This window comes from Streptomyces sp. BRA346, assembly GCF_052851135.1.
In genome coordinates this window covers 1-20,400 of record NZ_JAIWIH010000013.1, presented here as the reverse complement: position 1 = coordinate 20,400, position 20,400 = coordinate 1, and the positions used below count along the sequence as shown (strand labels likewise).

Sequence of the window (20,400 nt, the reverse complement as noted above, 5' to 3'; positions counted from 1 at the left end):
GTGCGTGTGGCGTGGGCCGTCGGCCGCGCGCCCGCCCGGGAGACTGGGGCGGCAGCCAGGCCAGCTCGCGCACCCGGCCGTCCCGCACGGCCCGTCGCGGCCGCGGAGGCACTACGGTGTGACGCTCACGAACGCGCGAAGTCACCCCACGATGGCTGTCACAGAAGTTGCCATGCCCCCGCAGATGAAGCTGACGGCGATCACGCTCGACTGTGCCGACCCCGGGGCGCTGCTGCGCAAGCTGGGCGCGACGAAGCCGGAGGCACAGCCGGGCGGGGACCGGTGGCGGGTCTTCACCGACCCCGCCGGGCACCCCTTCTGCCTGACCAAGGGGTAAGCCGTCATCCGTACTCGGACGACGGGGAGTGCCGTGTAGTCACTCTTCGCCGAGCATGCCCTTGAGGTAGCCGGTAGCGGCAGTCAGAAATTCCTCGCGAGCCTTCTTGAAGTCGTACCAATTCGGATCGGTGCCACCGTCCTTGTGTAGCGCCGAGGTCCGCTCTACCAGGGTGCGGGCCTCCTTGACCGGGCCGACCCCCATCAGGTCGATGACGTTGAACGTAGCGCGACTGGCGAGGTACGCCCCGTCCACAGCACTCACCGCCGCTGCCTCATCAGGCTGCCCGTCCGCCGTCTTGAACCGCCCATCGCTGCGGTGCCAAGCGACCTGGCATTCAGCGTCAACAGCATTCAGGAACTCGGCGAACGCGTCACGACGGGCGAGGTAGAGCGAGATCACAGACGCATCGTGCATGGGCCCACTCCATCCGTTGAAGTCCAGCAACGCCACGCTACTCACCCGGACCTCGTCTCTGCCTCCGGAACCCACATGTTCCCCCGCTCGTGCGGTTAACAGTCGGTGCCGGACACAGCAGGATTCGCGTACCGGACGGATCGGCGCGGGGACATACGGGGGATCACGCCGTTACGAGCGACGTCGTCCCCGCTGTTCGTGGGGCCGCATTCCGCATCCGGGGCACAGGCCAGTTGAGGCGAACATGTGTCGAAAGCCGGGTTGCAGTCCGGATTGCACACCGGCGTCGAACTCACGGCAGTGTGCGGAAATACCCTCTCCAGTTCGGCGCGCGCCTCCTGCATCGCTTCGCCTTGGTAGATCTCCTGGAGGCTCATGTCATGCACGTTCCCCAGGCTCATCCAGCGCGAGAAGACGCACGGCGTGACCTGCCCGTCGGGCAGCACAGCGAAATTTCCGCGCCCGCATCTTCCGCAGAGCTGTTCGAGCCTCGGGGGAGCGCCCTCCGCGCCTCGTCCGAACGGTCGGATGGTGTCCGTTCGAATGTCCCGGATTCCGAGTTGCAGCAGCTCGTGATGCGCATTTGCCTCGCGCTGTCCCTCAAGCACGTGGATCACGCTTCCGCGCATCTTGATTCCGAGTTCCCGTGCCTTCTCGACGTTGGCCCGGGTCTGCGCGTGGGAGCCACGCACCTCGGTCACTTCGTCGTGGTCAGCCGCGTTGTCGCTGTAGTAGCTGAACGCGAGGCGGACACCGGGCAGTTTAAGAATCTCCCACACCTCCGGCCTGATGTGGGTCATGTTGCTGAAGACTTCGATGCGCATGTCGTACTCGTGCGCATGGCGGATGAACGCGGGCAGACTCGGGTGAAGAGTCGGTTCACCACCGATGAATTGCACGTCCCGCACGCCCATGGCGTTCAGCTGATCGATGACGCGGATCCAATCCGCATCAGTCATGTTTCCGTGGTCACCTTGCGGTGAGGAAATCGCGTAGCAATGGCGGCAACTCAAGTTGCAGAAACCGGTGATCTCCAACCATGCGAATTGTGGGCGCAGTGGCAGGGAACGCATGAGGGCTCCGGAGGGCTTGGATGTCGGCCCCGCCTGACGGGTGGCCGACGAGGGAGTCAGGAGTGGGCCACACCCGGCGCAACGGGCTGGTCGGCACCGGCTTCGTCATCGTGTGTGGGCAAGCGTTCGCCCCGGCTCCCTGCGACGCGTAGTGCGTCACGCAGCGCTTCACACAGCCGTTCCGCGAGGAAGCGGACTTCCCGGACGTCCGTCTTCCGTTCATTGAGCAGCGCGTTGGCGTGGCCGAGGAGTTCAGCGCCCATGGACAGTTGAAGGTCCTCGATCTCATCCGCCCTGCGACTCAAGCGGCTGCTGCCGCTGTCCGTTGACAGGAAGCACGGCTTGCCATCGGGACTTGACCACGGCAGTAGCCGTAGACCGTTGGTCGCGGTCACCGTGTCGCCTCCGTGCGTGCTCCGAAGAAGTGGGGGATGTACGGAGGTGCCGGGTCCGTGTCCCAGAAGATCGGAATCCGCTCCTCTGCCGGGACGCGCGGGAGGTGAAGGGTGGGCATATCGCTGCACCAGAAAGGATGCGACCGGCGGGCGGAGGGCAGGGGAGACCTCGGAGGTGCCACGAGGACGGGGCGAGTGGCGAGATACGCCGCGCTATGTCGGCCCGGGCGACGGGTGATCAGTTCGCGCAGTCTCCGCAGTACCGTTCGGGCGGTACTCTTCCGCATGTTGACGCTCCTCTTCAGCGTTGACCATGCCCCCGGGCCGTGTGCAGCGGTCGCGGGGGTCTTGCTCGGCACGGGAATGCCGCTTCAAGAGCTTCGAGCCTGAGGACACGCGGCGGAACCACGAACGGGGAACCCCGCTGTTTGATTTGGGGAACCCCGTTCCGGGGCCGGGGTTACTCTGAGAAGAGATCCCTGCCCATCACTGCTAGGTGGCCCATGGACGAACGCGAAACACGGCGCAGCGACTATCCACTGACGATTCCTGGCGTGCTGTTACAGAGCGAGGCCATGCAGCGCGCATGCGCCACCCGGGACTTCCGAGAGATTTTCCGACTCGTGAACCGGCGCACCGGGGCAAGCCACGCCGCCATGGCGGCGGCCATCGGGAAGATGACCAGCGCTCGGGTCAGCGACATCATCCGAGGCGTTCGTGGCATCCGTGGACAGCAAGTAATCGAACGCGTTGCCGATGGTTTCGGTATCCCTGGCGAAATGTTGGGCTTGCCTCCCCGGCCTTGGGAGGGTTCCCCAGAGGACATTGGCGGGGCTGGTAATGACAGTAATGGCGCCGAGAACATGCTCGCTCCCGAGCTGGAAGATTCTGAAAGTCTCGCCCCCGAAGTGCCGTGCCAGGGGGAGGTGGTATCTGTGGACCGACGCGCTTTCGTCTCCGCGAGTGCCGCCGCACTGGCGGTAGGTCCAATGGCGGCTATGCAGTTGGACAGAAGTCGGCGCGTCATTCAGGTTCTTGATGTGATGGTTGACGATGGTCCTGGCATTGTCGCGGACAGTCTCGGCGAACTCGTCGAACACTACGCCCATTCCGTTTCTGCTATGCCGCCATCGGAAGTGTACGACGAAATCTTGATGGTCAGGTCGTACGCAAACAAATTTTTGGACAGTGTCGGGGTCGTGCCGCAACGTAAGGACATAAGCCTGGCCGCTGGCTGGCTATCATGCTTGCTCGGCATCGCGGCGTGCGATATGGGGGCTCATGCGTCGGCCCATCTCTGGTGTGCTGATGCTGAGCGCCGAAGCAGAGAGACAGGGAAGCCGGAGCTTGCGGGCTGGTCCATGTGGACCCAGTCCATGATTGCCTTCTACCAGGGGCGCCCGCATCAGTCGATGGCACTCGCTTCTCAAGGGCGGACTGCCACCCCGATGGGTACGGTTGTTCACGCGAAACTCGCCGCACAAGAAATGCGGACAGCGGCCATGGTCGGCGACGCCGAGGGCATGGAACAATCCAGATGCTATGCCGCGAAGGCAATGAAGAATCTTCCTTCCGGTGCAAAGACGGCCGGAGTCTTCTCGATGGCTTTGGCGGAAGATCCACCCTATACGGCAACCTCCCTGATGTTGCTGGGCCGCTTCCGAGAAGCTGTGTCGTCGACGAACCGGGTCATCGAGACACATCACCACCCCGCGCGCCCTCGCGGAGAACATTCCCCAGGTCACGCTCGTGCTCTCCTGATCCTGGCCCTTGCTCAAGCCGGAATCGGAAACCTCGATGAGGCCCTTTCCGCTGGGCATGCCGCCCTCGTCGGCGACCAGCCCGCATGGCCGACCGTGGTTCTTGCTGGCAAGTTCAACCAGGTCCTCAAGCGGGATTTCGCTGATGCCCGGCAGGTCGCCGAATATGATTCTCGCTTCAGGGAAATGTCCAGTCACTTAATGAGCCGAACGGGTCGCAAATGAATAGCGAAGATTTGGACAGCGGCCGGATCGGCGAGATCACGGCATTCGTGGACATCGAGGCGCCGCCCCCGGTGGGACTGCCTGTCGCCCTGCTTGTCTTCGGGACTAATCAGGCTAAGCCTGTGGAGATCGCGGCCGAGCGGTACCATCAGGGGCTGGCTCCGCTCATCATTGCGACGGGCGGGGTCAACCGCCACAACGGTGTTGTGGAAGGCAGAGAATTCCGCAGGCTTCTCATAGAGCGTGGCGTCCCCGATGCCGTCATCCGCTATGAGGATCAGTCCGTCAACACGTGGCAGAACGTGGAGCTCGCGCTTCCGTACTTGCGCGAAGCGGTGGAAGCTGGTTTGACGCTCACGGCTATCAGTAAGTGGTATCACCGCAGGACGGTTCATACCCTTGCGACACTGCTCCCCGAGGGCGCTCCTTTCCATGCCATCTCGTGGGAGCCGGTGTACGCGAACAGACCGGTTACGCGCACCGATTGGCCTCTGAATCCGGAGGGTAGACGAAGAGTGATGCGCGAGTGGGAGGAAGTGTCCCGTCGGGTCGGCGATGGCAGCTTCCGTGAAGCGCGTCGCATCGACGGCGCATGGCGCTCCTGAATTTCAGTAGAGACAATGTACGCCGACGCTCCCGTACCCGCCGCGCTGGACGGGTACGGTCGAAGCACCTTATGCGGCTACTCGTCGAGGTACAGCAGCGCCGTGATCGTCTTCTTGCATACGTCGCAGTGCATCGGCGCCTCGATGCTGGCGAGGTCGCACTCGATGGACGTGATGCGGTCCACCACACCGGTGGTGACCTCGTGGAGCCACGCCTCGTGCCACCGCTGGGTGTTCTCCTGGAGCCGCGAGACGTATCCCCGCGTCATCTCGTAGAACGCCCGGACGCCGTACTCCTTCATGTAGCCCCAGTTGAACTCAAGGCTGCGGAGCACGACAGGGAACGGGTGGAGCGCCTGCGTCCGGCCCCACGTCGCCAGCACGTCCTGGACGTCCAGCCTGCTGGCCCGCTCGTCCAGGACCTGCCACATCCCGGAAGTGTCGTAGTCGCTGAGGACCTGGTCCAGGATGCCCGCGCACCGCTGAAGGTTCGCTTCCTTCGCCTGGAAGACGCGCATGACCTCCGCGCGCGTCCCGTCCGCAGGCTCCTTGCGTGCCGTGGTGATGGCTCGGGTCAGTTCGGTGCTGAGGGCTGCCTCGTCGCACAGGGAGTCCCCGAAGCTGAGCCAGGGGTCCGGGAACCCCCGCTCGGCAGTGGTCCGGAAGATCCGATCGCCTTGCGTTCCCATCCGCTTCCTCCTTGGAAACAAGCGGCAGAGGAACGGGCCCGCTGCGCGTCAACTGGATGGAGCGCACCGCCGTGAGAGTTCTGCGACGGCGTGATCGAGTGGGACCTGAACCTGTTCGCCGCTGTCCATGTCCCGAAGGGTGACCGTTCCGGCTTCGCGTTCGGCCGCCCCGTAGATCAGGCAGAAGCGGGCGCCTTGATCACTGGCCCACTTCATCTGCTTGGCGAACTTCCCGCTCGATCCGAGATAGATACCTGTGCGGATTCCCGCGCGGCGAATATCGGCCGCTAGGCGGAAGCTGTCGGCGGACTGCTCCTCGCCCATGACGGTGACGGCCACGTCGATCTGCGCATAGGTGGCGTCGTCCTCCTGTGAGAGCAGGGGCAGGATGCGTTCAATGCCCAGTGAGCCACCGCAGGCGGGAGAGTCCTTGCCGCCGAGTCGGCCGATCAGTCCGTCGTACCGGCCTCCGGAAGCGATCGATCCGGGCATGCCCGGGGCGGCTACCTCGAAGATGATCCCGGTGTAGTAATCGAGTCCGCGTACGAGGTTTGGGGTGAAGCCGATGCGCTCGGCAGGGATCGTGTCCTTGGTGAGGTCGAGCAACCGGTCTACCTCGGTCAGTCCGGCCTGGCCGGTGTCGCTGGACTTCAACTGATCCCTGACGCGTTCGACCGCGTTCGGTGCGGTGAGGTCATCGACCAAGCCTTGCGCTACCTCTTGCGAGAGGCCACGGCCGGACACCAGCTCGGTCACGACCGCTTCCGGCGCGAGCTTGTCGAGCTTGTCCAGGGTGATCAGCGCACCGGAACCGAGATCGTCCGGGACGCCGTACGCCTCCAGCAGGCCGAACAGCGCGTGGCGGGAGTTCACCAGGAAGCGGAACTCGGGGACTCCGAGTGCTTCAAGGGCATCGTGCAGTGCGAGAACGACCTCGGCGTCCGACAGGGGCGAGGAGGAGCCCACGATGTCCAGGTCGCACTGGACGAACTCACGGAAGCGCCCCTTACCGGGCCGGTCGGCCCGCCATACGGGGGCGATGGCGTACCGCTTGTACGGCGACGGGAGCTGGCTGCCGTAAGCCGCTGCGGCGCGGGCGAGTGGGACGGTGAGGTCATAGCGGAGTGCCAGGTCGGCCTCGCCGGTGGCCTCATGTTCCCCGCGCCGGAGGATCTTGAAGATCAGCTTGTCTCCCTCGTCCCCGTACTTGCCGGTAAGGACGTCCAGCCGTTCGAACGCGGGCGTCTGGAGCGGCTGGAAGCCGTACCGGGCAAACACCGTCCGGATGGTCGCGAAGGCGCGCTCGCGTCGCTCGTACTCGGCGGCGAGGAAATCGCGGGTCCCGGACGCGGGGTCGAACTGTTTCATGGAGGCCATGCGGCCATAGTTCCGGAAGCCAACGACCCTGAGCAAAAGGCGACGTGACGGACGCTCACCCAGTCGGGCGGTCACGACGAGCTGCCGGCTCGGGTTCTCGGTGAGCGTCAATTACGGCGGGGGCTGACGCGGCGTACTGCACGCCCCGCCAGGGTGTCCGTGCGGCGGCCGTCCTCGATGACGAAGCGGCCGTCGATGAGGACATGCGGGATGCCGGTCGGGAGCGTGCGCGGGTTCTCGAAGGTGGAGCCCGCCGCCACCGTGTCCGGGTCGAAGAGGACGAGGTCGGCGCGGTAGCCCTCGCGGATCAGGCCGCGGTCGGGGAGGCGGAGGCGGGCCGCGGGGCGGCCGGTGAGGTGGGCGACGCACTCCTCCAGGGACAGGACGCCCAGTTCGCGGACGTAGCGGCCCAGGTACTGGGGGAAGGTGCCGTACGCCCGGGGGTGGGGCTTCGCGCCGTGCAGGATGCCGTCGCTGCCGCCCGTGTGGACGGGGTGCTTCATGATCGCCTGGACGTTCTCCTCGTGGCCGACGTGCTGGAGGATCGTCGGGCCGAGCCGGTCGTCGAGGAGCAGGCGGCGGGCGGTCGTCCACGGCTCCTCGCCGCGCTCGCGGGCGCTCGCGGCGACCGTCTTGCCGACGTGGTCGCCGAGGGACGGGTCGTTCACGCCCGAGATCTCGATCCGGTCCCACTCGATGGGCACGCCGTGACAGCCGTCCGCGCCCTCCACCTCGACGACGTGCCGGATGCGCTCGGCCGTCGCGTCGTCGCGCAGCCGCGCGAGGGTCGCCTCCGGGCCGCCCTCGGCGGCCCAGCTGGGCAGCATGGCGGCGAGGGTGGTGCAGCCGGGGAGGTAGGGATAGGTGTCGAGGGTGATGTCGGCGCCGTCGGCGAGCGCGGAGTCGAGCAGGGCGAGGAGTTCGGGGGCGCGGCCCTTGTTGACGCCGAAGTTCATGGTGGCGTGGGCGAGGTGGAGCGCGCAGCCCGCGTCGCGGGTGAGCGCCACCATCTCCTCGTACGCGCGCAGGGCGCCCGCGCCGTAGGAGCGGTGGTGCGGGCAGTAGTAGCCGTCGTACGCCGCCACGACCCGGCACAGCTCGGTGAGCTCGGAGTCGGTGGCGTACATGCCGGGGGTGTAGGTGAGCCCGGAGGACAGCCCCACGGCCCCCTGGTCGAGGCCCTCGGCGACGAGCTGCTTCATCCGCGCGATCTCGACGGGCGTCGCGTCCCGGTCCTCCCAGCCGAGGGCGAGCATGCGGACGGTGCCCTGGGGGATGAGGTACGCGGCGTTGACGGCGATGCCCCGGCCGTCGAAGCCGTGGTCGAGCCGGTCCAGGTACTCGCCGACGCTGCGCCAGGTGAAGTCGATGTCGGAGCCGTCGCCGTTCCAGCCGGTGATGGCGGTACGGATCTGGGCGAGGGTGTGGTCGTCGACGGGGGCGTACGACAGGCCGTCCTGGCCGATGACTTCGAGGGTGACGCCCTGGGCGGCCTTCGCCGAGTGGTCGGGATCGCGGAGCAGCGCGAGGTCGCTGTGCGCGTGCATGTCGATGAACCCGGGGGAGAGGGCGAGGCCGTCGGCGTCCACGGTGCGGCGGCCGCTGGGCCGTTCGCCGCCTTCGGGGACGACGGCGGCGATCCGCCCGCCGTCCACGCCCACGTCGGCCCGGTAGGCGGCACCGCCGGTGCCGTCGATGACGCGCGCGTCGCGGATGACGAGGTCCATGGGGTGCCTTCTTCCTGTGTGCCGGTCGCGCCTACGGCGCCGCTGTCGTCCCCACCCACCCGCCCTCTGGTTCGTGGGGGCCCTGCGGGCCCCCACACCCCGGCGGCCCCCGCCCCGGCCGGGCCGGTGCGGGACCCCCTGCGGGGTCCCCGCCGCTTGGCCGAGGCGCGGGCTCCCGTCTCGGCCAAGGGACGGAGCCCCGCCCCACCGCGGCGGGGTCCCGGGGCTGCGCCCCGGGCGAGGGCGGGTGGCCCGCCCTCAGTTCGCGAACCCTTGCGGGTTCCCCGTCCCCGGCCCTCGGTCGAGGCCCGGGCCGGGCTGCCCGGTCCCGGCCCGGGCGTCCGGCTCGGCCCAGGGGGTCCGGGGCCCCGCCCCCGGGAGGGGCGGGCGGCTTGCCTCGGTTCCCGCTGGGGCCCCCGGCGCACCTCCGTCGGGGCTCCGGTCCGGGGTCGGGCTGCCCGGCCCCGGTTGGGGGCGGGAGGCCTGCTTTCAGTTCCTACGGGACCCTTGCGGGGTCCCCGCGTCCCGGGGTGCGTCCTCGCCGGGTTTCCGGCCCGGGGAGCCGGGTGGACCCTGCGGGTTTCCCCGCCCGGGCCCTTGGCCGAGGCGTGGGCCCGGCTTCGGACTGCCCCGCCCCTGGCCCGGGCTTCCGCCCCGGCCCCGGGGCGGGGCGGCCGGATCGGGGCCGGGCGGGCACCTCTCCGCCGCGGCGGGGTTCGGGTCGCAGCCACGGGAAGGGCGGGTGGGTGGGTCAGAAGAACGTGCGGATGTAGTCCGTGACCGTCCCGTCCGCCTCCGCCAAGGGGATCAGCTGCCACTTGTCGAAGCTGGTGCAGGGGTGGGAGAGGCCGAGGGCGACCCAGTCGCCCACCTCCAGCTGCGCGCCCTCCGCGACCGTGACCCAGGCGTGCTGGTCGGAGAGGCCGGTGATGACGAGGCCGTGGGCGGGGCGGAGGGAGCCGTCGTGGGCGGAGCGGACGAGTTGGGGTTCGGGCAGGTGGAGGTCGTACGCGGCGTCCCGCTTGCCCGCGTTGAGGAAGGCCTGGCCGGGTTCGGGGCTGGAGACGACCTGGGCCCAGAGCCGGAAGGCGGGCTGGAGGTCGCCCTCCTCGGGGATGCGGTTGAAGGGGGTGATGTGCCGGTAGTGGCCGTCGTCGTGGGAGACGTACGCGCCCGAGCGGAGCAGCTTCAGGACGGGCCGGGAGAGCGTGGGCAGCTCGGTGAAGACGTCGGCGACCGCGTCGAACCAGGCGCTGCCGCCCGCGCTGACGACGATCTCGTCGACGCCCTCGAAGCGGCCCGCCGCGTCGAAGTCGGCGGCGAGGGCGGTGAGGCGGCGCAGCCAGGCCCGTACCCGCTCGCCGTCGGCCTTCGGCACCTCGCCCTCGTAGCCCGCGACGCCGACCAGCCGCAGCGTCGCGGCGGCGGTCACCGCGTCGGCGACCGTGGCGCACTGGCCTTCCGTGCGGACCCCGGTGCGGGCGCCGTCGCCCGCGCCCAGCTCGACCACGACGTCGACGGGGCGGCGGGCCCCGGCCCGGCGGAGGGCGGCGTCCATGAGGCCGACGCCGCGTACGGAGTCCACGTAAGCGATGAAGCGGAAGTCGGGGTCGGCGTCGAGTTCGGCGGCGAGCCACTCCAGGGCGGCGGCGTCGACGACCTCGTTGGCGAGGAAGATCCGCTGGATGCCGAAGGCCCGGTAGATCCGCACGTGGGAGGGGACGGCGGCGGTGATGCCCCAGGCGCCGTGGGCGAGCTGGCGCTCGAAGAGCTGCGGGGCCATGGAGGTCTTGCCGTGCGGGGCGAAGGCCAGGCCGTGGGCGGCGGAATAGCGCTCCATGGCGAGGAGGTTGTGCTCCAGGGCCTCGGCCGACAGCGCCAGTACGGGGGTGGTGAAGCCGCCGGTGAACAGGTTGCGGCGCTCGGCGGCCAGCTCGCCGACCGTACGGCCTTCGGCGTCCGGGGGCAGCCCCTTGAAGCGGTGGTCGACACGCTCCTGGGCGAGCCGGGCTACGGCCTGATCACGGTGGTCGGTGGCCATGGAGGAGCCTCCATAGGAATTCTGGTTGCATTCTCTGCAACGTTCATTGCGTATAACGCTTAGCGCTGTTTAACATCCCGCCAAGCACCCGGTCAACGGTGCGTATGCCCAGCCCCCACGCGCAAGGAGCGAGTCCGATCGTGCCTCCAGCCCCGAGTGTCGACGTCGTGTGCCTCGGCGAGTCGATGGTGACCTTCGTGCCGTCCCACCCGGGACGCCTCGCGGAGGTGCCCGCGTGGGCGCGGGGGATCGGCGGCGCCGAGTCCAACGTGGCGTGCGGGCTGGCGGGCGCGGGGCACAGCGTGCGCTGGATCAGCCGGGCCGGCACGGACGGCTTCGGGGACCATCTGCTGACGGAGATCGCGGCGGCCGGGGTGGACGTCAGCGGCGTCCAGCGCGATCCGCGCCGCCCCACCGGGATCTACTTCCGTACGGCGGGCGAGCGGGCCGTGGAATCCGGGGCTCCGGAAGAGGACGGCGAGCTCGCCGAGGTCGTCTACTACCGCGCCGGATCCGCCGCCGCGGCCATGTCCCCGGCGCTCATGCCGCGCGAGCAGACCTGGTCCGGCCGGATCCTCCACCTCACCGGCATCACCGCCGCCCTCTCCGCCGACTGCCTCGCCCTGATGCGCGAGCTGACGACCCGCGCCCCCGGCCGCCCGCTGGTCTCCTTCGACCTCAACTACCGCGTCTCCCTGTGGGAGGACCCCGAGCGGTCCCCGGACGAGGGACCGTCCGTGCTGCTCGACCTCGCCCGCGGCTGCGACCTGGTCTTCGTGGGCGAGGACGAGGCGGAGGCCGCCTGGGGCATACGCGGCGGCGCGGCCGCGATCCGCGGGGCGCTGCCCGAGCCGGACGTGCTGGTGGTCAAGCAGGGCGCTGCCGGGGCCACCGCGTACGCCCGCGGGGCGGACGGCGCCGACACCGTCACCTTCGCGCCCGCCCTGCGCGTGGACGTCGTGGCCCCGGTCGGCGCGGGCGACGCCTTCGCCGCGGGCTTCCTGTCCGGCACCCTGCGCGGGCTGCCGGTCGCGCAGCGGCTGCGCCACGGCCATCTGATGGCGGCGGCCGTCCTCACCGTCCCCGGCGACCTCTGCATCCCGCCGTCCCGTGCGTACGCCGACCGGTTGGTGACCCTGGACGACGCCGAGTGGGGGACACTGCGATTCGGCCCCGGCTGGGCAAACCCGGCGCAATCGGGGTCCGATACCGCGGTGGTGGAGGTAACCGACCCATGAGCCAGACCGTCGACCGAGCATTGAGCATCCTGCCCCTGCTGGCGGAGGGACCCGCCAACCTGGAGCAGGTCGCCTCGCGGCTCGGCGTGCACAAGTCGACCGCGCTGCGGCTGCTGCGCACGCTGCACGAACACGGCATGGTCTACCGCCAGCGGGACCAGCGCTACCGGCTCGGCGCCCGCCTCTTCGCGCTCGCGCAGGAGGCGGTGGAGAACCTCGACGTACGGGAGATCGCCCACCCCCATCTGGTCGCGCTCAACGAGCGGTGCGGACACACCGTGCACCTCGCGGTGTACGAGGAGAACGAGGTCCTCTACATCGACAAGGTGGAGAGCCGCTACCCGGTGCGGATGTACTCGCGGATCGGCAAGCCCGTCGCGATCACGGTCGCCGCCGTCGCCAAGCTGCTGCTGGCCGACCTGCCGGAGCCCGAGCGGCGGGCGCTGGCCGAACGGCTCCCGTACCCGGCGTACACGGCCCGCTCCACCCCCAACGCCACCGCGTTCCTGAAGGAACTGGAGACCGTACGGGAACAGGGCTGGGCCACCGACCTCGGCGGTCACGAGGAGTCGATCAACTGCGTCGGCGCCCCCATCCGGGGAGCGGACGGTCGGGTCGTCGCCGCGTGCTCGGTGTCGGCGCCGAACGTCGTCGTCACAGCGGACGAACTGCTCACCCTGCTCCCGGCGGTGCGCCGCACCGCGGAGGACATCAGCCGGGAGTACTCGGGCGGCGCCCCGGCCCGGCCGTCCGTCGGACCGTCCGACGGCCCCTCCGACGGACGAGGAACAGCCGGGGCACCACCCGTAGTTACCCCCGAAGCAACACCCCCAGTAACACCCGAGAAGAGAGCCGAGGATTCCTCCTCATGACCGAGAAGCTCCAGAAGACCGCGATCACCCCGGCCACCCACACCACGCCGCCGGCCAAGTTCTCGCACGGCGTCAAGAAGGGGAACATCCTCCAGGTCGCCGGTCAGGTCGGCTTCGGCCCCGCGGTCCCCGGTCAGGCCCCCGCCCCGGTCGGGCCGACCCTGCGCGAGCAGACCCTCCAGACGCTGCGCAACGTGCAGTCCGTGCTGGAAGAGGGCGGGGCGAGCTGGGAGGACGTGGTGATGATCCGCGTCTACCTCACCGACACCGGCCACTTCGCCGAGTTCAACGAGATCTACAACGAGTTCTTCGCGGACCTGAAGGAGGCCCCGGCGGCCCGTACGACGATCTACGTCGGACTCCCCGCCGGGCTGCTCGTCGAGATCGACGCCCTCGCCGTGCTCGGCTGAGTCCGGCCCCCTTTTTTCGGGTGGTTCGCCTCCGGGGCGCCTCAGCCGTCCCCCAGCTACCGCTGGGAGGTGCCCCCGCACGGCCGACCGTGCTCGACTCCTCGTTCCTCGGAGTCTCCGCGCGTTCTCCCTTTCGACACCGTCGCGCCCCTTCGGCTCACCCCCTGAACGCCCGGGGCGGGCGGGGTATCCAACCCCCGCCCGCCCCGGGACCCCCCACACCCACCGTCGACGTCGCCGGGACCAGACCCCTGATCACCCGCACCCCGACCACATCCCCCGCGCGCGGCCCCCCGCCGTGCGGCGATACGCCCTACCCACTTTCCGGAGTCCTCCATGCTGCTCGCGGCCGCTCCCGCTGCCGAGACCCCACCCCACACCGGTGGCCTGCTCGCGATCATCCCCGGCACCGCCGGTCTGCTGACCGTCGCCGTCCTGGGCATCGCCCTTCTGCTCTACCTGATCATCAAGGTCCGGCTCCAGCCCTTCATCGCGCTGCTCGGCGTCTCCATAGCCGTCGGCCTGGCCGCCGGACTCTCGGTCACCGAACTCTTCGGCACGGTCCAGAAGTCCGACGCCGTCTCGCTCATCGAAACCGGCATGGGCGGCATCCTCGGCCACGTCGCCATCATCATGGGCCTGGGCACCATGCTCGGCGCGATCCTGGAGGTCTCCGGCGGCGCCGAGGCGCTCAGCTCCCGCCTGCTCGGCATGTTCGGGGAGAAGCGCGCCCCGCTCGCCATGGGCCTCACCGGCCTCATCTTCGGCATACCCGTCTTCTTCGACGTCGGCATCTTCGTCCTCGCGCCGATCGTCTACGCGGCCACGAAGCGCAGCGGCAAGTCGATCCTGCTCTACGCGATGCCGTTGCTGGCCGGGCTGTCCATGACCCACGCCTTCCTGCCGCCGCACCCCGGCCCGGTCGCCGCCGCCGGACTGCTCCACGTCGACCTGGGCTGGGTCATCCTGATGGGCATCCTCGTCGGCATCCCGTCCGTCCTCGCCGCCTGGGCGTACGCCGCCTGGATCGGCAAGCGCATCTTCGTCCCCGTGCCGCAGGACATGCTCGAGGCGGCGGAGGAGGCCCGCGAGGCGGTCGAGGCCGAGCAGCGCGCCGCCGGCAGGCAGCCCGCGGAGCAGCCGGTGTCGGTGGGAATGGTCCTCGCCATCATCGGCACGCCGCTGATCCTCATCCTCTTCGCGACCTTCTCGTCCATCGCGTTGGACCCGAGCACCGGCCGCTCGGTCATCGAGTTCTTCGGCCACCCCTTCGTGGCGCTGACGATCGCCCTGCTGCTGGCGTACTACCTGCTGGGCATCCGGCGCGGCTGGTCCCGCACGTCGCTGGAGACCGTCTCCACCACCTCCCTCAAGCCCGTCGGCAACCTCCTGCTGATCGTCGGCGCGGGCGGCGTCTTCGGCGCCGTCCTCAAGGGCAGCGGCGTCGCCCAGGCCCTCGCGGACGCCTTCGACAGCGCGGGCCTGCCGGTCATCCTGCTGTCCTACCTGATCTCCGTGGTGCTGCGGGTGGCCCAGGGCTCGGCGACCGTCGCCATCGTCACCACCACGGGGATCGTCTCCCCGATGCTGGCCTCGGGTGACTACTCACAGGCCCATCTGGCGCTGGTCATCATGGCGATCTCGGCGGGCTCGATCTTCGCCTCGCACCTCAACGACGGCGGCTTCTGGATGGTCGCGAAGTACTTCGGGATCTCCGAGCGGGACACCCTGAAGTCCTGGACCGTCCTGGAGTCCGTCCTGTCGGTGGCGGGCTTCGCGGTGGCGGGCCTGCTGAGCCTGGTGATCTGACGGCGGGTGTGCGGCGCCGCCCGGCCCGCTCCGGGCTCCGCCCCGGGCCCCGGGCGGGCTGCGCCCGAGTCCCGCGCTTCCCGCCGGAGGGCCCGGGGCGGTCCGCCACCGCCCTGCCGCGGCCGACCGGCCGCCCCGCGGGCAGGGTGGACAGCCGCGGCCCCTGGCCCCCGGCCCCTCGGAGTGACCGGGGGCCGGGGCCGCCCGCTCGGGACGCGCGGCCGTCAGGGCCGGGGCGGAGCCCCGGACGCGGGGTCAGCCCGTCGCGCAGTACTGCGCTTCCTTGCCGATCGACCGGTACATGCAGTCCGCGTTCTCCAGCAGTTGGAGCACCGCGTCCTTGTTACGGCTCGTCTCGCGCTCGATCACCTCGTCCGGCGGGTAGAAGCCGCCCGCACCGCTCGACGTCGGGTACATCTCGAACGTGTACGCGAACACCTTCTGGTCGCCCCACAGCCAGTCGTCGATCGTCCCGTCGGTGATGTAGAGGTCGCTCGACTGCTCGGGGGTGTAGCCGTTGCTCGCCGCCATCTTCCGTCCGATCGCGGCGAACGCGTCGTGGTCGTCCCGGGTCATCCCGGTCGCGGTGTCGCTGTACGTCCAGCCGAACGGCCACAGCACCAGCTCGCTGTAGGTGTGGAAGTCGATGGCGGCCTTGAGCTGCTGCTTGCCGCCGACGACCCGGCTGCGCGCGAAGTCCGCGACGACCTTCACCTCGGGGGCCGACTCGGCCTTGGCGCCGCGGTAGGTCTCGGAGCCCGCGGAGCCGGAGGAGCCGCCGCAGCAGCCCCACTTGTAGTCCCAGTTGCGGTTGAGGTCGGTGCCGACGGAGGAGGAGCCGGAGTTGGGCTGCCGGTTCTTGCGCCAGCTGCGGTAGCGGCCGGTGGCGATGTCGTACTCGCCGCCGTCCGGGTTGAGGTCCGGGACGATCCAGATCTCGCGGCCCTTGACGATGTCGGTGATGCGGGAGTCGGTGCCGTAGCCGTCGGTGAGCTGGTGCAGCAGGTACAGCGCCATCTCCACGGTGAGGTGCTCACGCGCGTGCTGGTGGTGGGTGAACAGCACCTCGGGCTCGGCCTCGTCCGTGGCCACGTTGTCGCTGATCTTCAGCGCGACGATGTCCCGACCCTCGTACGACTTTCCGATGACGCGCTTGCTGAGAATGGTGGGGTACTTGGCTACGGCCGCGTCGATCTCGGCGCTCATCTCGGCGTGGTTGTGGTACTTCGAGTCCGCCGAGGGGAAGTCGAACGGCACGGCGCCCCGGCCCTTGCCGCGGTCGGCCGGACCGGGCAGCTCGGTGAGCCGGTAGCCGAGCGCGCGCAACTTCCTGACCTGCGCGGAGTCGGCGGTGACGACGACGGAACGGGCGTCCGTCTCGTCGATGGAGACGCCGGTGGCGGCGACGGTGGCGCGCTCGGCCGCGGTGGCCGGGCCCGCGACCTCGTACTGGTGCACGTTCTCATCGGCGGCCGTGGTGCCCGATGCGGCATCGGCCGAGGTGGCACGCCCCGGGGCCGGATCGTCGGCCCGGGCCGCGATCGGTGCGGCGAGGGCGAGGGACAACAGGGCGGCGAGGGCGGTGACCCGTCTGCCGCGGGTGCGAAGTCGCATAACTGCTCCTGGGGGGTGAAGGGCGAGCGACTGCTGCGCCAGTGTTCGGCCATGCGCATGACACGGTCAAGGGAGGGAAATGGTCGAAGCCGAAGGAACTTCTCATCGAGGGAAGGAACCCCCCTGTGAACAGACCTCTCGTCGGCGCGCTCTCGGCCCTCTTACTGGGCGGCGCGACCCTCGTGGGTGTCGGTGCCGCCCCGGCGGCCGCCGCCTCCTCCCACCCCCGGGCCGCGCAGGCGGTCGACTTCGCCGGAACGGTCGCGCTCAGCAACTGCTCCGGCTCGGTCGTACGGACCGCGAAGTCCGCCGACACCGACCCCGCGCTCGTCCTCTCCAACGGGCACTGCCTGGAGAGCGGCTTCCCGAGCGCGGGAGAGGTGATCGTCAACAAGGCGTCGAGCCGCAGCTTCACCCTGCTGAACAGCTCCGGCGGGAGCGCGGGCACGGTACGGGCGAGCAAGGTCGCGTACGCGACCATGACCGACACCGACGTCTCGCTGTACCAGCTGACCTCGACGTACGCACAAATACAGCAGAGGTACGGCATCAAGGCCCTGCAACTGTCCGAGAGTCGCCCGGCCCAGGGCACCAGCATCAAGGTGGTCTCCGGCTACTGGAAGAAGATCTACTCCTGCAATATCGACGGATTCGCATATCGTCTTAAGGAAGGCGAGTGGACCTGGAAGGACTCGGTCCGCTACACCTCCGCCTGTAACACGATTGGCGGAACGTCCGGTTCGCCCGTCGTCGACGCCACGACCGGCACGGTCCTGGCCGTGAACAACACGGGCAACGAGGACGGGGCGCGCTGCACGCTCAACAACCCGTGCGAGGTCGACGAGAGCGGGGCGGTGACGGTCCGCCAGGGCATCAACTACGCCCAGCAGACGTACGGGATCACCAAGTGCGTGACCGCCGGGAACAAGATCGACCTCGGCCTGGCCGGATGCGCGCTGCCCAAGCCGTGACGCGGGGCGTGACCTGAGCACTGCGCACGCGGCGGCGCCCCGGTCGGTCATGACCGGGGCGCGCTGGTGTGCAGAGAACACTTGTCCCCAGTTGGGGTATTCGACTACGGAAGGCCGTGGACCTTGGGGCCGACCGCCTTCGACCAGGCGTTCCCGCTCGCCGCGTCCCAGTTCGTCGACCAGGTCATCGCGCCGCGCAGGCCGGGATAGGTCTTGGACGGGGTGAAGCTGCCGCAGCCGGTGCCCTTGGTGAGGCAGTCGAGGGCCGCGTTCACGACGCCCGGTTCGACATAGCCGGAGCCCGCGCCGCTGGGCGAGGCGGGGACGCCGATGCCGACCTGGGACGGGGCGAGGCCGTTCTCCAGCTGGATACAGGCGAGGGCGGTGAGGAAGTCGACCGAGCCCTGGGCGTGGACCTTGCCGTCGCAGCCGTTCATCGAACCGCTGTTGTAGTACTGCATGTTGACGACGGTCAGGAAGTCCTTGATGCCCAGGGCGGTCTTGAAGTACTCGGCGGACGGCGACTGCATGTCGATCGTCTGCGGCGCCATCGTCATCACGACATCGCTCTTCTTGTCGTGGATGGTCTTCAGCGCCTTGGTCATATAGGTGGCGTCGAGGCCGTTCTCAAGGTCGATGTCGACGCCGTCGAAGCCGTATTCGTCCATGAGGCCGGTGATGGAGGCGGCGAAGGCGTTCGCCGAGACGTCGTCGCTGACCGAGACCGTGCCGTTCTGGCCGCCGACGGAGATGATGACGGACTTGCCCGCGGCCTGCTTGGCCTTGATGTCGTCCTTGAACTGCTGCTCACTGCCGTAGCCGACGGCCGGGTCGAGCGTGAAGTCGACGGCGCCCGGCGTCCCGGCCGCGTCCGCGAAGGCGACGGCGATGATGTCGTAGTCGTCCGGGACGTCGGCGAGCTTCTGCACGGTCGCGCCGTTGTCGAAGTTCTGCCAGTACCCGGTGACGGCGTGTGCCGGTACGGCGGCGGCCGCATGTGCGGTGCCGGTGGATATCAGTCCACCGGAGGTGAGCGCGGCGACCGCCGCGGTTCCGAGCAGCTTGTTCCTGAACTGTGCGCGTGCCACGACAGCCTCCGAGCGTGGGGGGAGGAAAAGGGAGGTGGTGCCAGTGCGCGTCCAGGGCCCCTGAGGCGTGCGACCAAGGTGGTCCAGACCAATGTGGTTGTCAAGTCCATGGCGCGTATCCGCTGGTCGCGGACCACACCCCGCCGCGAACTGGGGGAGCGGGTGACCCGGATGGGTGTAACCCAGAGGAACTGTTCTCTCACGCGGCCTTCGTGGATAAAGTGACGATGGACCAGGCAGGGGCAGTTGACGACCTGCGGGCACTGTTGCTCGGCGACGAGTCGTTGGGCGGGGCAGCAGCATCTTCGATGCCGGGTGGGGGTGAAGGGGTTGGGCAACGTGCGGGAGGTAGCGGCGCCGTTCGTGGTACCCGGCCCAGCGGGGACGGCTATCCGGGCCCGGCTGCACGCGTCGGAAGGTGATGCGGCAGTCCTGACCGAGGTGGGGGTGTTTCTCGGTGGACTGGCCGTGGGTGATCTCGCGGTGTGTTCCCGGCAAGGTCTGGAGCACGGCAGTCAGAGCTGGGCGGTGCGGAAGCGGGAGCTGACCGGGGTCTCATCGGCCAGATGGGCGGGCAGTATCACCAAGGCGACCCATGACCAGTGGGCCTTGGCTCGGCGCGGGCAGGCCGCCGAGATGGCGTGGCTGCGCAAGCAGATCGCGTCGATCGAGGCGCGGCTGGCGCGTCCGCTGGGGGCGAAGGCGGACAAGCGGGCAGGCATGCCACGCGGGTACGGGTCGCGGGCCGAGTGGCACGCTAAGTCCCGGCGCCTGCACGCCTTGCGAGCGCGGCTGGCCGGGGTGGAGGCGGACTGGGCCGCGGGGCGCGCGCAGGTGGTGCGCGGCGGGAAGGAACTCGCGCACCTGCGCCACCACCTGGACCAGGCCGGACTGAGTGAGCAGGCGTGGCGGGAGCGGTGGAGGGCGGCGCGGATGTTCCTGTCCGCGGACGGGGAGTCCGGCAAACGCCTGGGCAACGAGACGATCCGCATCACCGCCACCGGACAGCTCTCGGTCAAGCTCCCCGCCACGCTGGCCCGTCTGGCCAACGCCCCGCACGGCCGGTATGTGCTGGACGCGACTGTGGCATTTTGCCACCGGGGTGAGGAGTGGCGGGACCGGGTTACCGCGAACCGGGCGGTGGCCTACCGCATCCACCACGATGTCCCCCGGGGCCGTTGGTATGTGACCGCCTCCTGGCAGCGCACCCCCGTCCCTGTCCTGCCCCTGGGAGCGGCGCTGGCCCGTGGTGTGGTCGCCGTCGACATGAACGACGACCACCTGGCCGCCTGGCGCCTGGACGTCCACGGCAACCCGGTGGGCGAGCCCCGCCGCTTCTTCTACGGCCTGAGCGGTTCGGCCCAGCATCGCGATGCGCAGATCCGGCAGGCGCTCACCAGGGTGCTGCGCCACACCCGGGCCACCGGGGCGGGGGCGATCGCGATCGAGGACCTGGACTTCACCGACGGCCGGTGCCGGGAGAAGTACGGCCGCAACAAGCGCTTCCGCCGTCTGATCTCCCGCTTCCCCACCGCGAAGCTGAAGGCGCGGCTGGTGGCCATGGCCGCCGAGCAGGACATCGCCATCGTCGCGGTCGACCCGGCCTATACCTCCCGCTGGGGCGCCCAGCACTGGCAGCAGCCCCTGAGCACCAGCAACCGCAAGGTTTCCCGGCACGATGCGGCCAGCATCGCGATCGGGCGACGCGCCCTCGGACACCCGATCCGGCGACGGACGACACCGCCCCCACAC

18 protein-coding genes are annotated in these 20,400 nt (G+C 69.4%); 9 read left to right on the top strand and 9 right to left on the bottom strand.

The window, feature by feature from the left end; genetic code table 11:
• The first annotated feature begins 4 nt into the window (after positions 1-4).
• Positions 5-337: a VOC family protein gene (locus LCH29_RS18110; RefSeq protein ID WP_446462766.1), complete on the top strand. Its 333-nt coding sequence runs from the start codon at positions 5-7 to the stop codon at positions 335-337.
• A 39-nt stretch (positions 338-376) separates the two neighbouring features.
• Here LCH29_RS18110 and LCH29_RS18105 read toward each other — a convergent pair whose 3' ends face one another.
• From LCH29_RS18105 to LCH29_RS18095, 3 genes are read right to left on the bottom strand one after another with little or no spacing between them, the layout of a single operon-like run.
• Entirely contained in the window at positions 377-790 is a 414-nt protein-coding gene (locus tag LCH29_RS18105) for a hypothetical protein (protein ID WP_446462765.1), read from the bottom strand.
• 59 nt (positions 791-849) lie between these two features.
• A complete protein-coding gene (locus tag LCH29_RS18100; protein WP_446462764.1) occupies positions 850-1,827 on the bottom strand; it encodes a radical SAM protein in 978 nt (325 codons plus the stop codon).
• A gap of 56 nt (positions 1,828-1,883) precedes the next feature.
• A complete protein-coding gene (locus tag LCH29_RS18095) occupies positions 1,884-2,222 on the bottom strand; it encodes a hypothetical protein (RefSeq protein WP_446462763.1) in 339 nt (112 codons plus the stop codon).
• A 503-nt stretch (positions 2,223-2,725) separates the two neighbouring features.
• Between LCH29_RS18095 and LCH29_RS18090 the strand changes: the two genes are divergently transcribed.
• Both LCH29_RS18090 and LCH29_RS18085 read left to right on the top strand, forming a co-directional pair.
• Positions 2,726-4,207, top strand: coding sequence for a transcriptional regulator (locus tag LCH29_RS18090; protein WP_446462762.1), 1,482 nt, complete (start codon positions 2,726-2,728; stop codon positions 4,205-4,207).
• Positions 4,204-4,812 carry a YdcF family protein gene (locus LCH29_RS18085; protein WP_446462761.1) on the top strand — a complete coding sequence of 203 codons (609 nt, stop codon included), beginning with the start codon at positions 4,204-4,206 and terminating at the stop codon, positions 4,810-4,812. The genes LCH29_RS18090 and LCH29_RS18085 overlap by 4 nt, the downstream gene beginning before the upstream one ends.
• Before the next feature lie 77 nt (positions 4,813-4,889).
• Here LCH29_RS18085 and LCH29_RS18080 read toward each other — a convergent pair whose 3' ends face one another.
• The 4 genes from LCH29_RS18080 to LCH29_RS18065 form a co-directional block, all read right to left on the bottom strand.
• Complete coding sequence (locus tag LCH29_RS18080; protein WP_446462760.1) at positions 4,890-5,501, bottom strand: hypothetical protein; 612 nt, start codon at positions 5,499-5,501, stop codon at positions 4,890-4,892.
• A 48-nt stretch (positions 5,502-5,549) separates the two neighbouring features.
• Positions 5,550-6,989, bottom strand: a complete 1,440-nt coding sequence (gene hisS / locus LCH29_RS18075; protein WP_446462759.1) for a histidine--tRNA ligase — start codon at positions 6,987-6,989, stop codon at positions 5,550-5,552.
• On the bottom strand, positions 6,986-8,605 hold the full coding sequence (locus LCH29_RS18070; protein ID WP_446462758.1) for an N-acyl-D-amino-acid deacylase family protein: 1,620 nt from the start codon (positions 8,603-8,605) through the stop codon (positions 6,986-6,988). The genes hisS and LCH29_RS18070 overlap by 4 nt, the downstream gene beginning before the upstream one ends.
• Before the next feature lie 751 nt (positions 8,606-9,356).
• On the bottom strand, positions 9,357-10,646 hold the full coding sequence (locus tag LCH29_RS18065; RefSeq protein ID WP_446462757.1) for an alanine racemase: 1,290 nt from the start codon (positions 10,644-10,646) through the stop codon (positions 9,357-9,359).
• A 104-nt stretch (positions 10,647-10,750) separates the two neighbouring features.
• On the opposite strand from LCH29_RS18065, the gene LCH29_RS18060 reads away from it, so the two are divergent.
• The 4 genes from LCH29_RS18060 to LCH29_RS18045 all read left to right on the top strand — a co-directional run bounded on the left by LCH29_RS18060 (position 10,751) and on the right by LCH29_RS18045 (position 14,975).
• Positions 10,751-11,884: a sugar kinase gene (locus tag LCH29_RS18060; protein WP_446462756.1), complete on the top strand. Its 1,134-nt coding sequence runs from the start codon at positions 10,751-10,753 to the stop codon at positions 11,882-11,884.
• Positions 11,881-12,756, top strand: coding sequence for an IclR family transcriptional regulator domain-containing protein (locus LCH29_RS18055; protein WP_446462755.1), 876 nt, complete (start codon positions 11,881-11,883; stop codon positions 12,754-12,756). Before LCH29_RS18060 ends, LCH29_RS18055 begins: the two co-directional genes overlap by 4 nt.
• Positions 12,753-13,166: a RidA family protein gene (locus LCH29_RS18050; protein ID WP_123097996.1), complete on the top strand. Its 414-nt coding sequence runs from the start codon at positions 12,753-12,755 to the stop codon at positions 13,164-13,166. Before LCH29_RS18055 ends, LCH29_RS18050 begins: the two co-directional genes overlap by 4 nt.
• Positions 13,167-13,502: 336 nt before the next feature.
• On the top strand, positions 13,503-14,975 hold the full coding sequence (locus tag LCH29_RS18045; protein WP_446462754.1) for a GntP family permease: 1,473 nt from the start codon (positions 13,503-13,505) through the stop codon (positions 14,973-14,975).
• A gap of 255 nt (positions 14,976-15,230) precedes the next feature.
• Here LCH29_RS18045 and LCH29_RS18040 read toward each other — a convergent pair whose 3' ends face one another.
• On the bottom strand, positions 15,231-16,589 hold the full coding sequence (locus tag LCH29_RS18040) for a M14 family metallopeptidase (protein ID WP_446462753.1): 1,359 nt from the start codon (positions 16,587-16,589) through the stop codon (positions 15,231-15,233).
• Positions 16,590-16,714: 125 nt separating this feature from the next.
• On the opposite strand from LCH29_RS18040, the gene LCH29_RS18035 reads away from it, so the two are divergent.
• Entirely contained in the window at positions 16,715-17,560 is an 846-nt protein-coding gene (locus tag LCH29_RS18035) for a S1 family peptidase (protein WP_446462752.1), read from the top strand.
• A gap of 104 nt (positions 17,561-17,664) precedes the next feature.
• Here the strand turns inward: LCH29_RS18035 and LCH29_RS18030 are convergent, their stop codons facing one another.
• Complete coding sequence (locus LCH29_RS18030) at positions 17,665-18,648, bottom strand: chitinase (protein WP_446462751.1); 984 nt, start codon at positions 18,646-18,648, stop codon at positions 17,665-17,667.
• A gap of 330 nt (positions 18,649-18,978) precedes the next feature.
• On the opposite strand from LCH29_RS18030, the gene LCH29_RS18025 reads away from it, so the two are divergent.
• The coding region (locus LCH29_RS18025) for an IS200/IS605 family accessory protein TnpB-related protein (protein ID WP_446462750.1) at positions 18,979-20,400 on the top strand (1,422 nt) is incomplete at its 3' end.